Annotated in this window: 25 protein-coding genes and 1 pseudogene; 15 read left to right on the plus strand and 11 right to left on the minus strand. The window is 64.7% G+C overall.

The features are described from left to right. Positions 1–8: 8 nt before the first annotated feature. From J0J06_RS03225 to aroQ, 4 genes are all read right to left on the minus strand, one after another. Entirely contained in the window at positions 9–305 is a 297-nt protein-coding gene (locus J0J06_RS03225) for a TM2 domain-containing protein (RefSeq protein ID WP_294039910.1), read from the minus strand. 66 nt (positions 306–371) lie between these two features. Then, entirely contained in the window at positions 372–1,739 is a 1,368-nt protein-coding gene (accC, locus tag J0J06_RS03230; protein WP_294039911.1) for an acetyl-CoA carboxylase biotin carboxylase subunit, read from the minus strand. A 6-nt stretch (positions 1,740–1,745) separates the two neighbouring features. Next, on the minus strand, positions 1,746–2,231 hold the full coding sequence (accB, locus tag J0J06_RS03235) for an acetyl-CoA carboxylase biotin carboxyl carrier protein (protein WP_294039912.1): 486 nt from the start codon (positions 2,229–2,231) through the stop codon (positions 1,746–1,748). Between the two features lie 51 nt (positions 2,232–2,282). After that, a complete protein-coding gene (gene aroQ, locus J0J06_RS03240) occupies positions 2,283–2,717 on the minus strand; it encodes a type II 3-dehydroquinate dehydratase (protein WP_294039913.1) in 435 nt (144 codons plus the stop codon). Positions 2,718–2,779: 62 nt separating this feature from the next. On the opposite strand from aroQ, the pseudogene thiS reads away from it, so the two are divergent. The 8 genes and pseudogenes from thiS to J0J06_RS03280 all read left to right on the plus strand — a co-directional run. Beyond that, a pseudogene (thiS, locus tag J0J06_RS03245) lies at positions 2,780–2,995 on the plus strand (sulfur carrier protein ThiS); the annotation flags it as partial. A gap of 7 nt (positions 2,996–3,002) precedes the next feature. Further along, entirely contained in the window at positions 3,003–3,278 is a 276-nt protein-coding gene (locus tag J0J06_RS03250; protein ID WP_294039914.1) for a hypothetical protein, read from the plus strand. A gap of 31 nt (positions 3,279–3,309) precedes the next feature. After that, on the plus strand, positions 3,310–4,104 hold the full coding sequence (locus J0J06_RS03255) for a bifunctional sulfur carrier protein/thiazole synthase protein (RefSeq protein WP_294039915.1): 795 nt from the start codon (positions 3,310–3,312) through the stop codon (positions 4,102–4,104). Positions 4,105–4,115: 11 nt separating this feature from the next. Beyond that, positions 4,116–4,901: an alpha/beta hydrolase gene (locus J0J06_RS03260; RefSeq protein WP_294039916.1), complete on the plus strand. Its 786-nt coding sequence runs from the start codon at positions 4,116–4,118 to the stop codon at positions 4,899–4,901. A gap of 85 nt (positions 4,902–4,986) precedes the next feature. Beyond that, entirely contained in the window at positions 4,987–5,169 is a 183-nt protein-coding gene (locus J0J06_RS03265) for a CsbD family protein (RefSeq protein ID WP_294039917.1), read from the plus strand. A 130-nt stretch (positions 5,170–5,299) separates the two neighbouring features. Further along, the gene (locus tag J0J06_RS03270; protein WP_294040818.1) at positions 5,300–6,226 is read left to right on the plus strand and encodes an SMP-30/gluconolactonase/LRE family protein; all 927 of its coding nucleotides are present in this window, start codon (positions 5,300–5,302) and stop codon (positions 6,224–6,226) included. Then, positions 6,219–6,890, plus strand: a complete 672-nt coding sequence (locus J0J06_RS03275; protein WP_294039918.1) for an HAD-IA family hydrolase — start codon at positions 6,219–6,221, stop codon at positions 6,888–6,890. The genes J0J06_RS03270 and J0J06_RS03275 overlap by 8 nt, the downstream gene beginning before the upstream one ends. A gap of 9 nt (positions 6,891–6,899) precedes the next feature. Continuing rightward, complete coding sequence (locus J0J06_RS03280; protein WP_294039919.1) at positions 6,900–7,598, plus strand: VIT family protein; 699 nt, start codon at positions 6,900–6,902, stop codon at positions 7,596–7,598. Positions 7,599–7,663: 65 nt separating this feature from the next. On the opposite strand, the gene J0J06_RS03285 is transcribed toward J0J06_RS03280, so the two are convergent. Next, positions 7,664–8,239 carry a porin family protein gene (locus J0J06_RS03285; RefSeq protein WP_294039920.1) on the minus strand — a complete coding sequence of 192 codons (576 nt, stop codon included), beginning with the start codon at positions 8,237–8,239 and terminating at the stop codon, positions 7,664–7,666. Positions 8,240–8,524: 285 nt separating this feature from the next. Between J0J06_RS03285 and J0J06_RS03290 the strand changes: the two genes are divergently transcribed. Genes J0J06_RS03290 through J0J06_RS03305 form a run of 4 tightly spaced genes read left to right on the plus strand, consistent with a single transcriptional unit; the run spans position 8,525 to position 11,284 of the window. After that, on the plus strand, positions 8,525–9,235 hold the full coding sequence (locus J0J06_RS03290; RefSeq protein WP_294039921.1) for a CoA transferase subunit A: 711 nt from the start codon (positions 8,525–8,527) through the stop codon (positions 9,233–9,235). Then, positions 9,232–10,320 (plus strand): HAD family acid phosphatase, encoded by a 1,089-nt coding sequence (locus J0J06_RS03295; RefSeq protein ID WP_294039922.1) that lies wholly within the window; start codon positions 9,232–9,234, stop codon positions 10,318–10,320. The genes J0J06_RS03290 and J0J06_RS03295 overlap by 4 nt, the downstream gene beginning before the upstream one ends. Continuing rightward, entirely contained in the window at positions 10,317–10,637 is a 321-nt protein-coding gene (locus tag J0J06_RS03300; protein ID WP_294039923.1) for a DUF5076 domain-containing protein, read from the plus strand. The genes J0J06_RS03295 and J0J06_RS03300 overlap by 4 nt, the downstream gene beginning before the upstream one ends. Beyond that, a complete protein-coding gene (locus J0J06_RS03305) occupies positions 10,637–11,284 on the plus strand; it encodes a 3-oxoacid CoA-transferase subunit B (RefSeq protein ID WP_294039924.1) in 648 nt (215 codons plus the stop codon). Before J0J06_RS03300 ends, J0J06_RS03305 begins: the two co-directional genes overlap by 1 nt. Before the next feature lie 15 nt (positions 11,285–11,299). Here J0J06_RS03305 and purC read toward each other — a convergent pair whose 3' ends face one another. The 3 genes from purC to J0J06_RS03320 form a co-directional block, all read right to left on the minus strand. After that, positions 11,300–12,079, minus strand: coding sequence for a phosphoribosylaminoimidazolesuccinocarboxamide synthase (purC, locus tag J0J06_RS03310; protein WP_294039925.1), 780 nt, complete (start codon positions 12,077–12,079; stop codon positions 11,300–11,302). Positions 12,080–12,191: 112 nt separating this feature from the next. Further along, positions 12,192–13,025 carry an alpha/beta hydrolase gene (locus J0J06_RS03315; protein ID WP_294039926.1) on the minus strand — a complete coding sequence of 278 codons (834 nt, stop codon included), beginning with the start codon at positions 13,023–13,025 and terminating at the stop codon, positions 12,192–12,194. 59 nt (positions 13,026–13,084) lie between these two features. Beyond that, positions 13,085–13,270: a hypothetical protein gene (locus tag J0J06_RS03320; protein ID WP_294039927.1), complete on the minus strand. Its 186-nt coding sequence runs from the start codon at positions 13,268–13,270 to the stop codon at positions 13,085–13,087. A 117-nt stretch (positions 13,271–13,387) separates the two neighbouring features. Between J0J06_RS03320 and gcvA the strand changes: the two genes are divergently transcribed. From gcvA to J0J06_RS03335, 3 genes are all read left to right on the plus strand, one after another. Then, positions 13,388–14,284 (plus strand): transcriptional regulator GcvA, encoded by an 897-nt coding sequence (gene gcvA / locus J0J06_RS03325; protein WP_294039928.1) that lies wholly within the window; start codon positions 13,388–13,390, stop codon positions 14,282–14,284. A gap of 32 nt (positions 14,285–14,316) precedes the next feature. After that, positions 14,317–16,566 carry a DNA topoisomerase IV subunit A gene (parC, locus tag J0J06_RS03330; protein ID WP_294039929.1) on the plus strand — a complete coding sequence of 750 codons (2,250 nt, stop codon included), beginning with the start codon at positions 14,317–14,319 and terminating at the stop codon, positions 16,564–16,566. Between the two features lie 184 nt (positions 16,567–16,750). Continuing rightward, entirely contained in the window at positions 16,751–18,340 is a 1,590-nt protein-coding gene (locus J0J06_RS03335) for a bifunctional diguanylate cyclase/phosphodiesterase (protein WP_294040819.1), read from the plus strand. On the opposite strand, the gene J0J06_RS03340 is transcribed toward J0J06_RS03335, so the two are convergent. The 3 genes from J0J06_RS03340 to J0J06_RS03350 are packed head-to-tail and all read right to left on the minus strand — an operon-like array spanning position 18,310 to position 20,638. Further along, positions 18,310–19,497, minus strand: coding sequence for a CCA tRNA nucleotidyltransferase (locus J0J06_RS03340; protein ID WP_294039930.1), 1,188 nt, complete (start codon positions 19,495–19,497; stop codon positions 18,310–18,312). The genes J0J06_RS03335 and J0J06_RS03340 overlap by 31 nt on opposite strands. Continuing rightward, on the minus strand, positions 19,485–20,075 hold the full coding sequence (locus tag J0J06_RS03345) for a CoA pyrophosphatase (RefSeq protein WP_294039931.1): 591 nt from the start codon (positions 20,073–20,075) through the stop codon (positions 19,485–19,487). Before J0J06_RS03345 ends, J0J06_RS03340 begins: the two co-directional genes overlap by 13 nt. Then, a complete protein-coding gene (locus tag J0J06_RS03350) occupies positions 20,072–20,638 on the minus strand; it encodes a DUF1285 domain-containing protein (RefSeq protein ID WP_294039932.1) in 567 nt (188 codons plus the stop codon). Before J0J06_RS03350 ends, J0J06_RS03345 begins: the two co-directional genes overlap by 4 nt. Positions 20,639–20,651: the final 13 nt, after the last annotated feature.

The raw sequence follows: 20,651 nt of genomic DNA on the forward strand, positions 1-20,651 counted from the left end.
GACGCCGATCAGGCGAATGCCCTGTGGTCGCTACTCATCTGCAAAGCGATGCGCTGGCGGATCTCATTTCGTTTGTCGCGGACCATGCCCGGAATCATGAAGACGTCGAGCAGAGCCCACACGAACCCCACTAGGATGAAATATGACAGGATTTGCAGGATCGCCGTTACCGGGCGGCCCAGATAGAAGCGGTGGGCGCTGACAAACCACAAGAAGAACCACAAAAGGTACGCGACACCGGCGCTTGGCCCGTCGTTCGTAACCCGCTGTTCGATCAACATCAGTTCGGTCGTGCTGAGCGCCATCTCATATCCCCCATTTTCAACGGCATACGTAACGCAGCCGGAACGGTTGGAACAGGGGAAATTGGTTTAGCCAGCCGGCTCCGCTTCTTCCTGCCGCGCCAGCCATTCCTCCAGCCACTTGATCGTATATTGCCCTTCGAGGAATTCGGGGTCCTCGATCAGCGCCTGATGGAGCGGGATCGTGGTCTTCATCCCCTCGATCACGAACTCCTCGAGCGCACGGCGCAGCCGCCGGATCGCCCCCTGCCGTGTGGTGCCGTAGACGATCAGCTTGGCGATCATCGAATCGTAATAGGGCGGCACGCGATAGCCCGCGTAGAGCCCGCTATCGACGCGCACGTTCATCCCGCCGGGCGCGTGATACTGCTTCACGAGACCGGGCGAGGGAGCGAAGGTCTTGGGATCCTCGGCGTTGATGCGGCATTCGATCGCGTGGCCGCGGAACTGCACGTCCTGCTGGCGCAAGGTCAGCGGATGCCCCTCGGCGATGCGAATCTGCTCGCGCACCAGATCGAGGCCGGTGATCGCTTCCGTCACCGGATGCTCGACCTGAAGCCGGGTGTTCATCTCAATGAAGTAGAATTCGCCGTCTTCCCACAGGAACTCGATCGTGCCCGCGCCCCGATAGCCCATATCGCCCATCGCCTTGGCGCAGACGCCGCCGATCCGCTCGCGCTCCTCGCTCGACAGGACGGGCGAGGGCGCTTCCTCCAGCACCTTCTGGTGGCGGCGTTGCAGGGAGCAGTCGCGCTCGCCCAGGTGGATCGCGTTGCCGTTCCCGTCGCCGAAGACCTGAATCTCGATGTGGCGCGGATTGCCGAGATACTTCTCCAGATAGACGGTGGCGTCGCCGAACGCGGCCTTCGCCTCGCTGCCCGCCTGCTGCATCTGGCTTTCGAGTTCCTGCGGGTCGTAAACGACCTTCATACCCCGGCCGCCGCCGCCCGACGCGGCCTTGATGATCACCGGATAGCCGGCCGCCTCGGCGATCGCCTTCGCCTCATCGACATCGCTGATCGCGCCGTCAGAGCCGGGGACGAGCGGCAGGCGGAGCGCGCCCGCGGTGCGCTTCGCCTCGATCTTGTCGCCCATGGTGCGGATGTGCTCGGGCTTCGGCCCGACGAAGATGATGCCGTGCGCCTCGATGATCTCGGCGAACTTGGCGTTTTCCGAGAGGAAGCCGTAGCCCGGATGAATCGCGTCCGCGCCCGAAATCTCCGCCGCAGAAATGATGTTGGCGATGTTGAGGTAGGATTCGGTCGCGGGCGGCGGGCCGATGCAAATCGCTTCGTCGGCCAGGCGAACGTGCATCGCGTCGCTGTCCGCGGTCGAATGCACCGCTACGGTCCTGATCCCCATTTCGTGGCAGGCGCGGTGGATGCGCAGCGCGATCTCGCCGCGATTGGCGATCAACAGTTTTTTGATCTCGGGCATGGCCCGTTACTCTACGACGATGAGGGGCTGGTCGAATTCGACCGGCTGGCCGCTGTCGACCAGGATCGCCGTGACGGTGCCCGCCGACGGCGCGGTGATCGGATTCATCACCTTCATCGCCTCGATAATGAGCAAAGTGTCGCCCGCCGCAACCTTCTGCCCGACCGCGACGAACGGCTTCGCCTCCGGATTGGGCGCAAGATAGGCGGTGCCGACCATCGGCGACTTGACCGCGTTGAGGGCGCTGGGCGCAGGCGTCGCCTCGGTAGCGGGAGCGGCCGACGCAGCAGTAGGCGCCGGCGTGGCGACCGCCGCCGGGGCTGGCGCATATTGCACCGCCGCCGCGACCGGCGCGGCCTTGCGAGCCACGCGCACCTTGCGGTCGGCGTCCTCGACCTCGATTTCGGTCAGGTTGGTATCGTCCAGCAATGCCGCGAGCTGGCGCACCAGCTCGACGTCGATCCGCATCGCCCCATTGTTATCGTGTGCCATGCAACCCTTCTTCCGCCCCTGTCGGGCTGAAATTTAAAGGCGCGCCCTTTGTCAGAGTCGCGCGGCGGCTTCAAGCGCGAGCATATAGGATAGTGCGCCGAACCCGGAAATGGTTCCGCGTGCGGCACGACCGACATAGCTCGCGTGTCGGAAATCTTCGCGGGCCAAGGGGTTCGACAAATGCACCTCGATCACCGGCACCGAAATCGCCTTTATCGCATCGTACAGCGCGACCGAGGTATGCGTCAGCGCCCCCGCGTTGAGCAGGATTGCCTTGACGCCCCAACCTTGCGATTCCTGCAGCCAGTCGACCAGATGCCCCTCATGGTTCGATTGCCGCACATCGACCTCGAAACCCAGTTCCTTGCCGCGCTCGGTCAGCCGTCCGGCGATGTCGTCGAGCGTGTCGGCGCCGTAAATCTCCGGCTCGCGCGTGCCGAGCATGTTGAGGTTGGGGCCGTTGAGGACGAGGATCGAGTCGGGCACCCTTGGCCTTTCCTTGTGGCGCTTGCGCTTGCGCCCCTATATCGCGAATTGCGATGAATACCATGCACACCGACGGAACCGTCACGATCACCGTCAATGGCGAGCATCGCCGCGTCGCCGCGGGCCTGAGCATCGCGCAGCTTGCCGAGGAAATCGGATTGGTGCCAGAAAAGGTCGCGGTGGAGCGCAATCTGGAAATCGTGCCGCGATCGACGCTGGCGCAAGTCTTCATCGAAGACGGCGACGAGATCGAGATCGTTCATTTCGTCGGTGGCGGGTGACGCGATGGATGGCCGCGATATCACGTTGATCGTGGTCGGCGTCCTCGGGACGATCGCCATCCTGTGGCTCGGATACCGGCTCGACCGCCGATCGCAGCGCATCAAGTCGGAAAAAGCGTGGCGAACCTGGACGATCCTGACTCGTGTCCGCAACGAATTGTTCAGCCGGCTACGCGGGCCGCTCCGCCTGCAGGATCAGCGCGTCGAGCCCGCGCCCAAGACTCGCAAGCGCAAGCCCGCGACACGACGACGCAAAGCGCCTAGGAAGCCGACGCGCTGATTCCCTTTCGATTGCACAAGGTCCGTCCGACATGAACATCGCCACTCCCGTCGTCGCCGACGATAGCTGGACCGTCGCGGGAAAGACCTTCCGATCGCGCCTCATCGTCGGGACGGGCAAATATAAGGACTTTGCCCAGAACGCGGCAGCGGTCGAGGCGTCGGGGGCGGAAATCGTCACGGTCGCGGTGCGCCGCGTCAATGTCAGCGATCCCAAGGCGCCGATGCTGACCGATTATATCGACCCGAAGAAGATCACGTATCTGCCCAACACCGCTGGCTGTTTCGACGCCGACAGCGCGGTGCGCACGTTGCGACTGGCGCGCGAGGCGGGGGGCTGGGACCTCGTGAAGCTGGAGGTGCTGGGCGAGGCGCGGACGCTGTATCCCGACATGCGCGAAACGCTGAAGGCGACCGGGACCCTGGTGAAAGAGGGGTTCAAGCCGATGGTCTATTGCGTCGACGATCCGATCGCCGCGAAACAGCTTGAGGAAGCGGGCGCGGTCGCGATCATGCCGCTCGGCGCGCCGATCGGATCGGGGCTGGGCATCCAGAATCGCGTGACGATCCGGCTGATCGTGGAGGGCGCGAACGTGCCGGTGCTGGTCGACGCGGGCGTCGGGACAGCGTCGGACGCGGGGGTTGCGATGGAACTCGGCTGCGACGGCGTGCTGATGAACACCGCGATCGCCGAGGCCAAGGATCCGGTAATGATGGCGCGTGCGATGAAACTCGCAGTGGAAAGCGGGCGTTTGGCCTATCTCGCGGGACGGATGGGGCAGCGGCGTTACGCCGACCCGTCCAGCCCGTTGGCGGGGTTGATTTGAGAGGAATCCCCATGCGCCTGTTGATCGTGGCCGGAGCAGCGGCGCTGGCGGCGTGCCATGCCAGCCCTAAGGTCGATAATGAGCAGGCGTTGGTCAACGAGACCGAGCCTGCCAAGGCGCAGGCCTCACAGCCGGTCGAGTTGAAAGCGCCCGACGGCGTGACAGTCTACGGCACCTATTATCCGACGGCTGCGCCAAAGGCGCTGATCCTGCTGTTCCACCAAGCCGGATCGTCGAGCGGCGAATATGCCTCGATAGCGCCGCGGCTGCAGCGCGAAGGCTATGCGGCGCTGGCGATCGATCAGCGTGTCGGCGGCGACCTGTACGGCGCGAACCGGACGATGGCGGGGTATGCGGGCAAGACCGACTATCTCGGCGCGCTCCCCGACCTGGAAGCCGCGCTTGCCTGGGGCAAGGCAAAGGGAATGCCCATCGTGCTGTGGGGGTCCAGTTATTCGGCCAGCCTCGTCTTCCTGCTGGCCAACGCGGCGGACGCGAAGGACAGCGTCAAGGCGGTGATGGCGTTTTCGCCCGGCGAATATTTCAGTGACAAGAAACTGATCGAGACTGCGGCCGCGAAGATCGCCGTGCCGGTCTTCGTCACCTCCGCCAACACGATGGAGGAACAGGCAGAGGCCAGGGCGATCGTCTCCGCGACACGCTCCACCGATCGCCAGCAGTTCGTTCCCCGCACCGGCGTTCACGGATCATCGACGCTGAATGCGAACAAAAATCCGGCGGGCGCCGACGAGAATTGGGCGGCCGTGCTGGCGTTCCTAAAACGCGTCTTTCCTTAAGGAACCGCGCCGCTCGACAGCCGTTCTACTCAGCGCAATCCAAGCGCGAATACCCCCGTTCGCGCGGAGCGTAAGGAATGGTCAGATGGGCGAACTTACCGACAAGATCAAAGGCGCGGTCGACGAGACGATCGGCAAGGCCAAGCAAGTGATTGGCGGCCACAACGGTGACGCCGAATTGCACCAGGAAGGCCTGATCCAGGAGGGCAAGGGCAAGGGCGAAAAGCTCGTTGGCGAGGTAAAGGGCGCGCTGGGCGACGACATCTAGTCGTTCTCAGGCCTCACGCCATAATTGGCTGACGAAGGGCCGCCGGGCGACCGGTGGCCCTTTTCTTTGCCTCCGCTCCACGCAATAAGGTTCGAAGATCGGGTATGGCCCGGCCAAGCGGGAGAGGATGATGGCGGAACTTGAAATCGTCGCGGACGGCTTACGCTTTCCCGAAGGACCGGTGGCGATGGCGGACGGCAGCATCATCCTGGTGGAAATCGAAGCCGGCCGGATCACGCGCGTGCTGCCCGATGGATCGAAGCAGGTCGTGGCCGAACCCGGCGGCGGCCCCAATGGCCTGGCGATCGGCCCCGACGGCAAGCTATATTGCTGCAACAATGGCGGGTTCCATTATGACGATGCGAACGGGATGCTCGCCCCGCACGGCATCGCTCCGGACTATTCGGGCGGACGGATCGAGCGAATCGACCTGGCGACCGGCGCGGTCGAAATTCTCTACAAATCGGGTTATTTCGGCTGTGTCCTGCGCGGTCCCAACGACATCGTGTTCGACGCGGAGGGCGGCTTCTGGTTCACCGACCATGGCAAGGTCGACTACGAAACACGCTGCCACGACATTGTCGGCATCTTCTACGCCAAGGCGGACGGCAGTCATTTGGAGGAAGTTATCTTCCCCAGCTACAATCCCAACGGGATCGGCCTGTCGCCCGACGGCAAGACGCTCTACGCGGCGGAGACCTATACGTGCCGTCTGACGGCGTTCAATGTGATCGCGCCTGGCAAGGTAGATGACGCTGCCGGACCGGGTGGGCCTGGCATCCCGCTCTATCGGCCGGCGGGCTACAAATTCTTCGATTCGCTCGGGATGGAGGCGGGGGGCAATATCTGCGTCGCGACCATCGGGGAGTGCGGGATCAGCGTGATCTCACCGGCGGGCGACCTGGTGGAATTCGTGCCCACGGACGACATCTTCACAACCAACATCTGCTGGGGCGGGGATGATATGATGGACGCCTATATCACGCTGTCGGGCACCGGGCGGCTGGCGAAGATGCGGTGGAAGCGGCCGGGGCTCAAGCTGCACTACAATGCATGATTTGTTGGGCATGACGCGCGACACAGTCATCTTTGATTTCGGCGGGGTCATCACGTCGTCCCCGTTCGATGCGTTCAATCGGATGGAGGCGGAGCGAGGCCTGCCGCACGATCTGGTGCGCCGGATCAACGCTGCCAATCCGCACGACAATGCCTGGGCGCGGTTCGAGCGGGCGGAGATCGACGGCGCGCAGTTCGATGCGCTGTTCGCCGCCGAAGCCCGCGACCTGGGCTATGATTTGCCCGGCCGCGACGTGCTCGCGCTGCTGTCGGGCGACATCCGGCCGCGCGTGGTCGCCGCGATCGACTGGTTGAAGGCGAACGATTATCGCGTCGGCTGCATCACCAACAACGTGCCCGCCGGCCACGGCGCGCAAATGTCGTCGACCGAAGAAAAGGCGGCGGCTATCGCAGCGATCCTCGCCCGGTTCGATCATGTGGTCGAAAGCAGCAAGGTCGGCATCCGCAAGCCCGACCCGGCGATCTACACGATGGCGTGCGACGCGCTCCACGTCGCACCGGCACAATGCGTGTATCTCGACGATCTCGGCATCAACTGCAAACCCGCCGCCTCGCTGGGGATGGCGGCGATCAAGGTAACGAGCGGCGAGCAGGCGATGGCCGAGTTGGAGATGGCGCTAGGCTTGGAGGCCCGAACGTTCTAGCCTCAACCCATGGCAATTCGAAAACATCGCGAACGGCATTTGGTCCAGCGCATCGGCTGGCTGCGGGCGGCGGTGCTCGGCGCCAATGATGGGATTCTGTCGACCGCCAGCCTGATCGTCGGCGTTGCGGCGGCGGGGGCCAGCTCGACTACCATCCTGCTGACTGGCGTGTCGGGATTATTCGCCGGCGCCATGTCGATGGCAGCGGGCGAATACGTGTCGGTCAGCAGCCAGGCTGACACCGAACGCGCCGACATTGCGCGCGAGACCGCCGAGTTGACGGAAGAGCCGGAGGCGGAGCGCCAGGAACTGGCCGCCATCTATCGCCAGCGCGGCCTCGACCACGACCTGTCACTGGCGGTTGCGGATCAATTGATGGCGCACGACGCGCTCGGCTCGCATCTGCGCGATGAACTCGGCATCAACGAGCAGCTGGCGGCACGGCCCGTCCAGGCGGCCCTCACATCGGCGGCCAGTTTCGCAGCCGGCGCGGCGTTGCCCGTGATGGCAAGCTTGTTGTTCGGCGGTCGTACGCTGGTTGCGGCGGTGGTCGCGATGACGTTGGCCCTGCTCGCCGTCACCGGCGCGGTGGGCGCGCAGGTTGGTGGAGCCAACTGGCTGCGCGGCGCGGCGCGCGTGATGTTCTGGGGAGCATTGGCCATGGCCGTCACCTTCGGGATCGGGCGGCTGTTCGGCACCTCGATTTGACTCGGGGGCGTTGAGCGCGTCCGGGACTGCGCAAGCAACCCCGCGCAGTCCCTTCCTAAGCTTGATCAGAAACGGAAACCGAGGCCGACCACGCCCTGATTGCGGCCGTAATCGCTGTTCGCATAATTGGTGTAGCGATATTCGGCCTTGGCAATCAGGTGATCGCTGATCCGCGTTTCCACGCCGACCCCTGCGCGCCAGCCGTCCTGATTACCGGCACCTTTCGAGTTGTTCGCCGGGGTGACGCTGTCGGTGTAGGTCACCGAATCGCGCCCGTTGCTGTAGCCCGCCTTGCCGTAAACCATCGTCGAGCGACCGACGACGTACCCCAGCCGCCCGCCGACATACAGGTCGCGGCCGGCCTTGTCGCAAAACTTGGTCGTCGCCGTGGGGCTAGTGCAATATTTGGTGCTGGCGCCGGCGACTTCACCTTCGACGCCGAATACCGTTTTGCCCGACTGGATATCGTAACCGATCTGGCCGCCATAGAGGACGCCAGTACCGGAGGTGCCGAACGCGCTGGCATTGTCGACGCCAGTGATCGCGGTGATCGAGGCGCCGTCAAAAGGCTTGTCGCTGTTCTGGCCGAATGCCGGGGTGGCAAGCGCGGACAGCAATAGAGATGCGGCGATAAGTCGCATATATTCACTCCGTGGTTGTGGTGGGGACCGCCGGCCAAGGGGATAGCCGGCATTCGGTCGGTGTTACGGGTTGCTCCTTTTGAGCGGTTACACAGCCGCAACGATCGGCGGCCGAGCTGGGTTTTCCGCGCGATTCTTGGCGGCTTTTGGGCGGATGCGACGAGCGACGGCCATGTTTTCGCCGGAGATGCGGCGCCCCGGACCGTTGCGGCCGTTTGGGCATAGCCCATGGCTTGCCCCGCTGCGCCAGCGCTTCTATTCGCTCCCCAAACCCAAGGAGTTTTAATGGCCCGCAAGCTCTATCCCGATGCCGCTGCCGCGCTCGATGGCGTTTTGTTCGATGGCATGACGATTTGCGCGGGCGGGTTCGGCCTGTGTGGCATCCCAGAACGGCTGATCGACGCGATCCTTGAGGCTGGGACCAAGGGCCTGACGATCGCCAGCAACAATGCGGGGATCGACGGAGAGGGGCTCGGCAAGCTGCTCCGCACGCGCCAGGTGAAGAAGATGATCTCCTCCTATGTCGGCGAGAACAAGGAGTTCGAGCGGCAATATCTGGCGGGTGAGCTGGAGGTAGAGTTCTGCCCGCAGGGAACACTGGCCGAGCGGTGCCGCGCGGGCGGGGCGGGCATCCCCGGTTTTTATACCAAGACTGGCGTCGGCACGCAGGTCGCGGATGGCAAGGAAGTCAAGAATTTCGACGGCGAGGACTATATCCTCGAACGCGGCATCCGCGCCGATTTGTCGATCATCAAGGGATGGAAGGCCGACGAGAGCGGCAACCTGATCTTCCGCAAGACGGCGCGCAACTTCAACCAGCCGATGGCCGGTGCGGGCAAGGTCTGCGTCGCGGAGGTCGAGGAAGTGGTGCCGGTCGGCGCGCTCGATCCAGACCAGATCCACTTGCCCGGCATCTACGTCAACCGGCTGATAGTCGGCAGCCCGTACGACAAGAAGATCGAGTTCCGCACCGTGCGGGAGCGTGCCGCGGCGTGAAGCTGCCCATCGCCCTGTTGTGTCTGGCGGGCGCGGCGGTGCCGCTGTCGGGCTGCGTCGCGGTAGCGGCTTTCCCCGCGGCCGGCGCGGCGGTGATCTCGACCACGCAGAAGAACCAGCGGAAGGCGAAAGAGAAGAAGCGCAAACCGGCGTCGCCGGCCTCGGGCGCGGTCGTACTGACCGGCCTGAAGGAACTTCCGCCGCCTGACGGCACGACCGTTGCGCCGCCATCGACTCCCCCGGTCGCAGGCAAGGTGCCGCCGGGGATGCAGTATCTTTATGGCTCGGGCGAAGCGGCGGCGCTGAGTTATCAGGCGTATCTCGGCGTGATTGATACGATCATCGCCAAGTCAAGCGACCGTGCGGTCGGCCAGACGGTATTCTCCGTCGTCCTCAAGCCCGGTGCGACGCTGGAGGCGCCCGCGTTCGAGAGTTGCGACAAGAAGCCGCTCGCGGTCGTGCTCGACATCGACGAGACCGCGTTGCTCAACCTCGGCTATGAGGCGGACGACAGCCAACGCGGCGGCCCCTACGACCAGTTGCGCTGGGAACGCTGGGAAAAGACCGGCGCGAACGCGGTCGTCGCGACGCCGGGCATGATCGAACTGGCACGCGTCGCGAAAGCGTCGGGCGTAACCCTGGTGTTCAATTCGAATCGAATGGCGGCGAACGCGAAAGAGACCGAGGCGGCGCTGACCGGCGCGGGGCTGGGGCCGGTCGAGCATTTGCGCAACCTCTGGCTGCAGGGCGACGCTGGCACTGGCGGCGCGAAGGACGCGCGACGCTCGGCGATCGCGGCGAAATATTGCGTCATTGCGATGGCGGGCGATCAGCTCGGAGATTTCAGCGATCTGTTCAATACGCCCAACCTCGACCCCGTCACGCGGCGAGCGCTCGCGCAAGGCCGCGCGGTCAAGATGTTATGGGGGCATGGCTGGTTCGTCTTGCCCAACCCGGTCTATGGAACGGGACTGAAGGGCGATCTCGACACGGTGTTCCCGCGCGACAAGCGCTGGGTCGATCCCGGACCGGTGTCGGCCGCGCCGGTTACGCCGCCTGTTTCCGGGCCGGTGGAAGTGAAATGACCGACAAGCCGATCCCGATCGACCTCGTGCCCTTCGCCGACATGCTCGGCGGCGGCCGCGAATTCCTGCGCGCTTGGGCGAAACCCGACGGCCCGACCAGTTATTTCGTCAATCCTAAGGCGCTGGGTCCGGACCCAGCCTTGTTCGGCATCGCGCTGGTCGACGCCGCGCGCCACGCCGCCGCTGCCTGGGGTAAGGCGCTGGGTCACTCGCAGGACGAAATGCTCAACCGCATCTGGGAGGGGCTCGACGCCGAGCGCAACGCCCCGACCAACGATTTGCCGCTTCCCGTAGCGGTTGCCAGAAAGGACGACTGATGCCCTGGACTCGCGACGAGATGGCCGCGCGCGCCGCTAAGGAATTGCGTGACGGTTATTATGTGAACCTGGGCATCGGCATTCCAACCCTGGTCGCCAACCATATTCCCCAGGGCGTCGAAGTGACGCTCCAGTCCGAAAACGGGATGCTCGGCATCGGGCCGTTCCCGTATGAGGACCAGGTCGATCCCGATCTGATCAACGCGGGCAAGCAGACGATCAGCGAGCTGCAGCAATCAGTCTATTTCGGGTCGGAGCAGAGCTTCGCAATGATCCGCGGGGGACATATCGACCTGACCGTGCTCGGCGCCATGGAAGTCGCCGAGAATGGCGACATCGCCAACTGGATGATTCCGGGAAAGATGATCAAGGGCATGGGCGGCGCGATGGACCTGGTCGCCGGCGTCAAGAAGATCATCGTCGTGATGGAGCACACCAGCAAGAACGGCGACCCCAAGTTCATCCCGTCATGCACCTTGCCGCTGACCGGCAAGAACGTAGTCGACATGATCATCACCGATCTCGCGGTGTTCCAGCGGCCGGATCACAATTCGCCGTTCCGCCTGATCGAGACCGCGCCCGGCGTCACCGCCGAAGAGGTCGCGGCCAAGACGACGGCCAACTACGAGGTCGCTGTCGCGGCCTGAACGCGATGGCCGCGGCTACTTGCCGCGGTCCCGCCGGGCCTGATCGAGGTCGAGCACGGCGGTGTCGCCGCCTTCGGGCAACAGGCCCAACCGGCGCGCGACTTCCTGATACGCCTCGACCTCGCCGCCGAGGTCACGGCGGAAGCGGTCCTTGTCGAGCTTCTCGTTGGTCTCGATGTCCCACAGGCGGCAGCAATCGGGGCTAATCTCGTCGGCCAGGATGATCCGGCCGTAGTCATTGTCCCAGATCCGTCCGAATTCGAGCTTGAAGTCGACCAGTCGGATGCCGATCCCGGCGAACAGGCCGCACAGGAAATCGTTGATGCGGATCGCTAGGTCGGCGATGTCGTGCATCTCCTCCTGGCTCGCCCAGCCGAACGCCGCGATATGCTCGTCGGTGATCATCGGGTCGCCGAGCTCGTCCGATTTGTAGGCATATTCGATGATCGTGCGTGGCAGTTGCGTGCCTTCCTCGATCCCCAATCGCTTCGACAGCGATCCCGCGGCGACGTTTCGCACCATGACCTCGATCGGCACGATCTCCACCTGCCGGATCAACTGCTCGCGCATGTTGAGACGGCGAATGAAATGCGTCGGGATGCCGATCATGCCGAGCAAGTTGAAGATGTGCTCCGAAATCCGGTTGTTGAGCACGCCCTTGCCGTTGATCGTGCCCTTTTTCTGGGCGTTGAACGCGGTGGCATCGTCCTTGAAATACTGGATGAGCGTGCCGGGCTCGGGCCCCTCATAGAGGATCTTGGCCTTGCCCTCGTAGATCTGGCGGCGGCGTGCCATGGTCGGCGCTTACCCTTCGAATAGAGCGCCCCGGCAACGCAGGTTGCGCGCCGGGGCGAAGAAGCTGTCGCCGTTACAGGAAAGCGCCTCCGCGCGCAATCACGTGGGCAGTTCAGTCGCGGAAAGCGGCGGCGACAAGATGCTTCGTTTGAGCCCAGGCGGCGCTGCCGGGGGCAATCAGTTCGACATGGCCGGTGTTCGCGACGGTGTGGAGCGTTGCTTCGCCATTCGCCTGGGCAACGTAGTCGGTCGCTAGCCGATAGGGGATGATGGCGTCCTCGCGGCCGTTGACGAGATCCTGCGGCACGCCAAGCGGGAACAGGAGCGGGACGGACGTGTCGGCATAGGGATCGGCACGCTCGCTGCCGACCAGTTGGCCGACGACATCGACGCCGCAGCCATTGTCGGGGCTGGCCGCGGCCGCTTCGAGATCGGGCAGGCCGCCTAGGCAGATAGCGCGCGCGATCGGCAATGGGTCGGGTGTGCATAGGGGGCTGTCGACGGGCAGCTTGCGTCGTGCCGCCAGCCACAAGGCGAGGTGTCCGCCAGCGCTGTGGCCGACCGCGACGATGCAGCTGAGGTCCAGATCGAAGGTAGCGGCGTTGTCGCGCAGAAGGTCAGTCGCTGCGGCGGCGTCGAGAAATGTGCCCGGATAGCCGCCCCCGGGCCGATCGACCCCGCGATAGTCGATATTCCATACCGCATAACCCGCATCGCGTAGGTCGCTGGCCGCCCAATCCATCAGGCTGCAGTCGGCGATACTTGTCGTCCAGCAGCCGCCATGGACCATCAGCACGACCCGGTATGGCCCCCGACCTCCGGGAAGCCAGACATCGACCTTCTGATACGAGTCCGGGCCATAGGCGATCTTCGCCTGGGGAGACGGACGAGGGCGACTGGTCAGCTCTGCCCAGGTCAGCGGAGCGAATGTATCGTTCGACGGCATTGCCGCTTGATAACGATGGGACGAGCCGACCGCGAGGGGGCAGCGGTCGGCCCGCGAGATCAGCGGGAGCTGCCGATCTTCACCTGCCGCCAGCGGCGCTGCCAAGGTGCGTCGAATTGCTGGCGGGTGAGGGCCTCGAACGTGTCGCCGAACAGGCGGACGATCCGCTTGGTCAGCTTATCGATATTGCCGTTCAGGAGGTGGTGGCTGGCGGCCCATTCGCCGCTCAGGAAATCGTCACGCATGGTCAATTCCTTTTTCGGTCAGAGAGGGTGTCGCTAGCCATGTCGATATGCGCGATGCTGCTGCGCGCTGCCAACAAATCGTTGGACAATAATAACAAGCTGGACTTATCAAACCCCATGCGCCGTTTGCCGCCTCTTGCCGCCATCCGCGTGTTCGAAGCTACCGCGCGCCATGAGAATTTCACCAGCGCCGCCGCCGAACTCGGTATGACCCAGGCGGCGGTCAGCTATCAGATCAAGTTATTGGAAGAGCGGCTCGGCGTGCCCTTGTTCCGCCGTGAAAAGCGCCGAGTCGTGCTGACCGAGGCTGGCCGCCGCGCGGCGCCGCAGATCACGCGCGCGTTCGACGCGATCGATCAGGCGTTCGGCGCGGTCCGCGCGGATGACGAGGGCGTGCTGACCGTGTCTACGTCGAACACCTTCGCCAATACGTGGCTGGCATGGCGGCTCGGCAGCTTTCAGATGCACCATTCGGAAATGGCCGTGCGCCTGTTGACCAGCGACGCCCTGACCGATTTTGCCGGCGACGACGTGGATGTGGCGATCCGCGCCGGGCTCGGCGGATGGGAGGGATTGCATCAGGATCTGCTGCTGCCGATCGACTTCACGCCGATGTGCTCCGCCGGGTTCCTGCGTCGGCACGGCCCACTGGCGCCTGCGGACTTGCTTCGCGTGCCGCAGATCAGCCCGCACGATCCGTGGTGGCCCTTCTGGCTGCGCGAGGCAGGAGTGGATGTTCCCGCGGGGCCGCCGCGCGGCGGCGTACGTCTGGACAGCCAGGCGCATGAGGGGCACGCGGCGATGGCGGGGCAGGGCGTGGCGATGCTGACGCCTTTCTTCTGGCGCAACGATCTGGCCGAAGGGCGACTGGTGCGGCCGTTCGATCAAGTGTCAACGCGGGGCTATGCCTATTGGCTGGTCTATCCCGAGGGACGGCGCGGCGTGACGAAGATCAAGCGATTCCGCGAATGGCTTCTCGCCGAAATCGCGCGCGATCTGCCGAGCCCGGTCTAGCCTGTTCGGACAAACCACATTAACCGCGCTCGATGGCTTCCGAAATTACCGATCTTCCTGACAATCCGCCGATCGGCGTGTTCGACGCGCCCTTCGACCGCGCGCTCGAACAACGCTACCTCGTCTATGCGCTGTCGACAATCACGGCGCGGTCGCTGCCGGATGTCCGCGACGGATTGAAGCCGGTCCACCGCCGCCTGCTATGGGCGATGCGCTTGCTGCGGATGAACCCGAACGACGCCTACAAGAAGTCGGCGCGCGTGGTCGGCGACGTCATCGGCAAGTATCACCCGCATGGCGACCAGTCGGTCTATGACGCGATGGTCCGTCTCGCGCAGGATTTCGCGCTACGCTATCCGCTCGTCGACGGTCAGGGCAATTTCGGCAATATCGATGGCGATAACGCCGCGGCCTATCGCTACACCGAAGCGCGTCTGACCCAGGTCGCGATTGACCTGATGGACGGGCTCGACGAGGACGCGGTCGGGTTCCGCCCCACCTACAATAACGAGGATCACGAGCCGGAGTTGATGCCCGGTTTGTTCCCGAACCTGCTCGCCAATGGCGCTGCGGGAATCGCGGTCGGCATGGCGACGAGCATCCCGCCGCACAACGCCGCCGAACTGATCGAAGCGGCGATCGCGCTGATCGACAACAACCACGCTAATGTGCTCGATTACGTCAAGGGGCCGGACTTTCCGACCGGCGGCGTGGTGGTCGACAGCCCGGCCGCCATCGCCGAGGCTTACGCGACCGGTCGCGGCAGTTTCCGCACCCGCGCCCGGATCGAACGCGTCAACGAAAAGGGCGGCGGCTGGCATCTGGTCGTCACCGAAATCCCGTACGGCGTGTCGAAGGGCAAGCTGATCGAGGGCATCGCCGACCTGATCAACGAGAAGAAGCTGCCGATCCTGGCCGATGTCCGCGACGAAAGCGCGGAGGATGTCCGTATCGTACTCGAACCGCGCAGTCGGACGGTCGATTCGGATACGCTGACGGAAAGCCTCTACCGCCTGTCCGACCTCGAAACACGCGTACCGCTGAACCTCAACGTGCTCGATGCGACACGGACGCCGCGAGTGATGAGCCTGAAGGAGGCGCTGAGCCAGTGGGTTGAACACCATTTTATCGTACTGCGCCGCCGCTCGCAGCACCGGCTCGACAAGATTGCTGACCGGCTCGAACTGCTGGGCGGCTATCTGATCGCGTTCCTTAACCTAGACCGCGTGATCGAGATCATCCGTACCGAGGACGAGCCCAAGCCGGTGATGATGGCCGAGTTCGGGCTGACCGACCGCCAGGCCGAAGCGATCCTCAACATGCGGCTGCGCAGCTTGCGGCGGCTTGAGGAAATGGAAATCCGCAACGAGCGCGACGCGCTGGAGAAGGAACAGGGCGACCTCGAACTGTTGCTGTCGAGCGATGCGCGGCAGCGCACGCGGCTGAAGCGCGACCTGGGCAAAATCCGGAATCGCTACGGCCCGGAAACCGCGCTCGGCAAGCGCCGCACGACGATTGAGGAAGCGGCCCCCGCGCGCGAAATCCCGCTTGAGGCGATGATCGAGCGCGAGCCGATCACCGTCATCCTGTCGCAGCGCGGCTGGATCCGCGCGATGAAGGGCCATGTCGAACTCGCTAGCGCAGACGCGATGAAGTTCAAGGAAGGCGACGGCGCGTTCCTGGCGTTCCATGCGCAGACCACCGACAAGCTGTTGCTCGCGGCTGAGAACGGGCGGTTCTACACGCTGGCGGCGGACAGATTGCCGGGCGGACGCGGATTCGGCGAGCCGGTGCGGCTGATGATCGACCTCGACGGGGCGGTTGGGATCGTCGCGTTGCTGCCGGCGACGCATAGCGAGCGGCTGCTGGTCGCGGCGAGCGACGGGCGCGGCTTCGTGCTCAAGGCGGCGGACGCGGTGGCGGAAACGCGCAAGGGCAAAAGCGTGGTCAATCCGCGGCCGGGCGCGAAGCTCAAGCTGGTCAAGCCTATCGGCTCCGAGGATGATTACGTCGCGGCGATCGGCGACAACCGCAAGATGCTGGTCTTCCCGCTCGGTGAAGTGGCCGAGCTCGCCAAGGGGCAGGGGGTGCAGCTTCAGCGCTATCGCGACGGCGGGCTTTCCGATGCGGTGACGTTCAAGTTCGCGGACGGGCTTTCCTGGGCGATGGGCGGCGAAAGCGGGCGCATGCGGACGGAAACCGACTTGCAGCGGTGGCGGACCGCGCGTGGCGCCGCCGGGCAGATGCCACCCACCGGTTTCCCGCGGGACAACAAGTTTTAAGTCGCTGATTTCCCAAACAAGCTTCAGGCCGCTTTAACTAATCTGCGCTAGCGCGGCGGGAATGGTGCTCGGATTTTCCCGTTTGAAAACCAACCCCCGCATTTCCGCCGAGCCCGCGGAGGGTGCGCTGCACCCCGGCGACATCCCTGGTATCGCCACGTCGATCGAACTGATACCGGTGGCGCTGGCGCTGATCGGACCCGGCACCAAGGGGGTCGTGATCGCCGCCGCCAATAGTGCTTTTCGGCGGGCGGGGCTGGGCAGCGGCGAGGGCCAATCGCCACTGATCCAACACCTTGGCGACCGGCTGTCGCAATTCCTCGCCAGCGACAACGACCGCGAGGAATTTTCCTGGGAGTTCGGCAGTGCGGTCGATTGTCGGCACTTTCGAGTCGTACTCGCGCGCCGCTCCGCCAAATCGACCCATTGTTTCATCACCTTGACTGATCACACCGGCGAACTGCGCACGGAACGCAATTTACGCCGCGAAATGATGACCGATAGTCTGACCGGGCTGCCCAACCGCGCCTCGTTCAGCGAACGGTTGGAAGAACGGATCTCGGCGGGCGGCGGTGCGACGCGCTATGCCGTGCTGGTCATCGATCTCGACCGGTTCAGCCGGGTCAATGCGTGTATGGGCTCGATGGCCGGCGACGAACTGCTGATTACCGTAGCGCGTCGCGTGAAGGGCGCGTTGCGTGCGGTCGACGTGCTGGCGCGGACCGGCGGGGACGAGTTCGGTATACTCCTGACACTGGAACAGGGGGCCGGGGAAGCCGACCAAGTTGCGCAGCGGATCGAGACGGCGCTGGCGTCTCCCTTTCGGATGTCCGACTTCGAGATCCGCGTCGCGTGTTCGATCGGTATCGCGTTCGGCAGCGATGAGATCGACGATCCGGAAGACTTGATCCGCCACGCACAGTTCGCGGTCAAGCGTTCCAAGGCGTCGGGCCATGCCGAGCGCTATCAGACGCTGGCGTTCGACGCCGAACGCGCGGCGTTCGGGATCGAGACCGAATTGCGCCGCGCGATCGAACAGGGCGGGCTGCGGCTGACCTATCAGCCGATCTGCGATCTCGCATCGGGCCGGATCGTCGCGTTCGAATCGCTCGCGCGCTGGACCGGCGAGAACGGTCAGGAATATTCGCCGAACGACTTCATCCCGGTCGCGGAGGAATCGGGCCTGATCGTGCCGCTCGGCCGTTGGGCGCTGAACGAAGCGGCGAGGACGTTGCGCGAATGGGATATTCGCGCGGGCGGCGGCTGCGGGGTCAAGTTCGCGGTCAATTTGTCGGCAATCCAGCTTCATCGGGACGACGTCGCTCCCGCCGTCGAAAGCGCACTGATGGCACACCGGCTTGCGGGCAGCCGGTTTACGCTCGAACTCACCGAAAGCGCGCTGATCATGGATCCGCAACGCGTCGCCGATACGATGCACGCATTGAAGCAGCTGGGCACCACGCTGGCGATGGACGATTTCGGGACGGGCTATTCGAACCTCGCCTATCTGCAGAAGCTGCCGATCGACGTGCTCAAGATCGACCGTAGTTTCGTGACCGGCATGCTGGCCGACCGCGACAAGATCGCGATCGTCCGCGCGATTCTTAGTCTCGCCCAGGCGCTGGGACTGGATACGACCGCGGAAGGGATCGAGACCAACGAACTTGCCCAGACGCTGACGGCGCTCGGCTGCACCTTTGGTCAAGGCTATGCTTATGCCAGGCCACTCGAGGCCGATGCCGCCTACGATTTCCTGATGGCGTCCAACACCTGAGCGACCTCCTCGTCGGCGATGACGGCGACGCGGTCGATGTCGGGAAAACCTTCCGCGATCCAGCGTTCCTCGATCCGGTGCAGCGTCCGCGCGACATCGGGGCCTGCGGTGAGACCTTTCGCGACGAGCTGGCCGCCCGAGATCAGCAATCGCGGCGGCGTCCAGCCCCGCAACGCCTCCAGGCTGTTACCTGACAGCAGCAGGCGATCGACCGCTTGTTCCATGCCCAGCCGATAGGCGAGTTCACGAGGCGACGCATCGACTGGCAACACCGCACTTTCGAGGCGGCGGCGCTGCAAATTGGAAAGCTTGAGCCGCGCGCCAACGGCGGTCGCCGCTGCGGGGTCATCGAGCAGGAGCGAGGCGAGCCGGCGGACCGGGTCGGGCTCGATTTCCGCCGCCTTTTCCCGGTTTGCCAGCGCCTCAAGCCGCGCCGCATCGCCGATCTCCGGCAGTACAGGCGCGAAAATTCCATGCTTCAGCATTAGCGCGACGACTTCCGGCGCGCGCGGTGCGACGAGCAGGCGGAGCAATTCGTTGGCGATCCGTTCCCGCGACAGCGCCATCAAGTCGTTGGCGCGATCTGCACACGCCGCCAGCCCCGCCGGATCGGGTGTATCTCCGAACCGCGCGAGGAAACGGAAGAAACGCAGGATTCGGAGGTGATCCTCGGCGATGCGCTTTAAGGGGTCGCCGATGAACCGGACGCGACGCGCCGCCAAATCCGCGATGCCGTCGAAATAATCGAATATCTCGCCGCTGACGGGATCGGCATAGAGCGCGTTGATCGTGAAATCGCGACGCGCCGCATCCTCGCGCCAGTCGTCGGTGAAAGCGACCGTCGCGCGCCGGCCATCGGTATCGAGGTCACGTCGGAGCGTCGTGACTTCATAGACGCCGTCGCTGGCGACCGCGGTGATCGTCCCGTGTTCGATCCCGGTCGGTACTGCCTTGATCCTGGCCGCTTCCAACAGGTCGATGATGCGATCCGGGGCGTGTGTCGTCGCAAGATCGATGTCGGCCGTGTCGATCCCGAGTATGGTGTCACGGACCGCGCCGCCGACGATCCGCGCATTGCCTGGCCCGAGCGCATCGACCAGGCGCTGCAGCCCCGGATGATCGCGCCATGCGGCGGGGGGGAGGATCACGTCGCCCATCGCAGCCGCCTGGAGAGATTGACCAGCATCGCCGCCGTCGCGCCCCAGATGCGGCGATCGCGCCAGTTGATTTCGTAGTAGGTGCGCATTCGGCCCTGCCATTCGGTGCTGACCTGAATCTGATTCATCGAATCGAGCACGAAGGCGAGCGGCACTTCGAACACGTCGGCGACCTCGGCTTCGTTCGGACGATAGGTGAGGCCCGGCGCGATCACGCCGATGACCGGCGTCACCGTATAGCCGGTGACGGTGAGGTAAGGGTCCGCCGCGCCTACCAGATCTACCGCACCGCGGGGCAAGGCGATCTCTTCCTCGGCCTCCCGCAGGGCGGCGGCGGCGGCATCTGCATCCTCCGGATCGATGCGCCCGCCGGGGAAGGCGACCTGCCCGGCGTGGCGGCGGAGCGTATCGGTGCGCTGGGTCAGGATCACGCCGGGTTGCGTCTGATCGGTGATTGCCACTAGCACGGCGGCCGGCGCCGGCGTCCCTCCACTAAACGACCCTCCATCGCCCGGCAGCAGCACGGGGGCGTGATCGTCCGCCGCCAGCGCCGCGCGCAATCGATCGGCCAGCGTCATTCGGCTGGCTCCAGCGGAAAGAAGGCGCCGTCGCTCCACACGCCAAGGGTTTCGTCGTTGCCGGCCAGCGCGCGTTCGGCGATGTCGTAATAGACGCTGCGCACCACCAATGCCTCGAGCCCACCGCGCACGCGGAGGTACGGGCGAGGGCCGTCATCGGCCTGGACGAAACGCAGGGGATGCTCCGGCCCGGCGGTCACGAGGTCACCGGTGTTGAGGCGGAATGCCAGGCTCGCGTCGCGGCCCTCGCCCTCCGCTTTCATTTCGACCGCGACGAACGGCGCATCCTCGACCGCGATGTCGAGCTTTTCGACCGGTGTGACGAGCACATAGCCGCCATCGGGTTCGCGCCGCAGGATGGTCGAGAACAGCCGGACCATTTCCTGCCGCCCGATCGGCGAGCCCATATGGAACCACGTCCCGTCGCGCGCGATCCACATGTCGCTGTCGCCGCAATGCGTCGGGTGCCACTTGTCTACCGGCGGGAGCCGCTTTTCGCTTGCCAGCTGTGCAATGTCGGCGAGCGACAGGCTGGCGAGGTCGGGCGGCGGCTCCATCGGCATGGGCCACCGCTAG

This window comes from Sphingomonas sp. (genome assembly GCF_017304615.1).
Classification (GTDB): domain Bacteria; phylum Pseudomonadota; class Alphaproteobacteria; order Sphingomonadales; family Sphingomonadaceae; genus Sphingomonas.

Coding starts and splice junctions, on each gene's coding strand:
- J0J06_RS03225 (WP_294039910.1), bottom strand. CDS start 305: ATGGCGCTCAGCACGACCGAACTGATGTTGATCGAACAGCGGGTTACG.
- accC (WP_294039911.1), bottom strand. CDS start 1,739: ATGCCCGAGATCAAAAAACTGTTGATCGCCAATCGCGGCGAGATCGCG.
- accB (WP_294039912.1), bottom strand. CDS start 2,231: ATGGCACACGATAACAATGGGGCGATGCGGATCGACGTCGAGCTGGTG.
- J0J06_RS03250 (WP_294039914.1), top strand. CDS start 3,003: ATGGATGGCCGCGATATCACGTTGATCGTGGTCGGCGTCCTCGGGACG.
- J0J06_RS03255 (WP_294039915.1), top strand. CDS start 3,310: ATGAACATCGCCACTCCCGTCGTCGCCGACGATAGCTGGACCGTCGCG.
- J0J06_RS03260 (WP_294039916.1), top strand. CDS start 4,116: ATGCGCCTGTTGATCGTGGCCGGAGCAGCGGCGCTGGCGGCGTGCCAT.
- J0J06_RS03265 (WP_294039917.1), top strand. CDS start 4,987: ATGGGCGAACTTACCGACAAGATCAAAGGCGCGGTCGACGAGACGATC.
- J0J06_RS03270 (WP_294040818.1), top strand. CDS start 5,300: ATGGCGGAACTTGAAATCGTCGCGGACGGCTTACGCTTTCCCGAAGGA.
- J0J06_RS03275 (WP_294039918.1), top strand. CDS start 6,219: ATGCATGATTTGTTGGGCATGACGCGCGACACAGTCATCTTTGATTTC.
- J0J06_RS03280 (WP_294039919.1), top strand. CDS start 6,900: ATGGCAATTCGAAAACATCGCGAACGGCATTTGGTCCAGCGCATCGGC.
- J0J06_RS03285 (WP_294039920.1), bottom strand. CDS start 8,239: ATGCGACTTATCGCCGCATCTCTATTGCTGTCCGCGCTTGCCACCCCG.
- J0J06_RS03290 (WP_294039921.1), top strand. CDS start 8,525: ATGGCCCGCAAGCTCTATCCCGATGCCGCTGCCGCGCTCGATGGCGTT.
- J0J06_RS03300 (WP_294039923.1), top strand. CDS start 10,317: ATGACCGACAAGCCGATCCCGATCGACCTCGTGCCCTTCGCCGACATG.
- J0J06_RS03305 (WP_294039924.1), top strand. CDS start 10,637: ATGCCCTGGACTCGCGACGAGATGGCCGCGCGCGCCGCTAAGGAATTG.
- purC (WP_294039925.1), bottom strand. CDS start 12,079: ATGGCACGCCGCCGCCAGATCTACGAGGGCAAGGCCAAGATCCTCTAT.
- J0J06_RS03315 (WP_294039926.1), bottom strand. CDS start 13,025: ATGCCGTCGAACGATACATTCGCTCCGCTGACCTGGGCAGAGCTGACC.
- J0J06_RS03320 (WP_294039927.1), bottom strand. CDS start 13,270: ATGCGTGACGATTTCCTGAGCGGCGAATGGGCCGCCAGCCACCACCTC.
- gcvA (WP_294039928.1), top strand. CDS start 13,388: ATGCGCCGTTTGCCGCCTCTTGCCGCCATCCGCGTGTTCGAAGCTACC.
- parC (WP_294039929.1), top strand. CDS start 14,317: ATGGCTTCCGAAATTACCGATCTTCCTGACAATCCGCCGATCGGCGTG.
- J0J06_RS03340 (WP_294039930.1), bottom strand. CDS start 19,497: ATGGGCGACGTGATCCTCCCCCCCGCCGCATGGCGCGATCATCCGGGG.
- J0J06_RS03345 (WP_294039931.1), bottom strand. CDS start 20,075: ATGACGCTGGCCGATCGATTGCGCGCGGCGCTGGCGGCGGACGATCAC.
- J0J06_RS03350 (WP_294039932.1), bottom strand. CDS start 20,638: ATGCCGATGGAGCCGCCGCCCGACCTCGCCAGCCTGTCGCTCGCCGAC.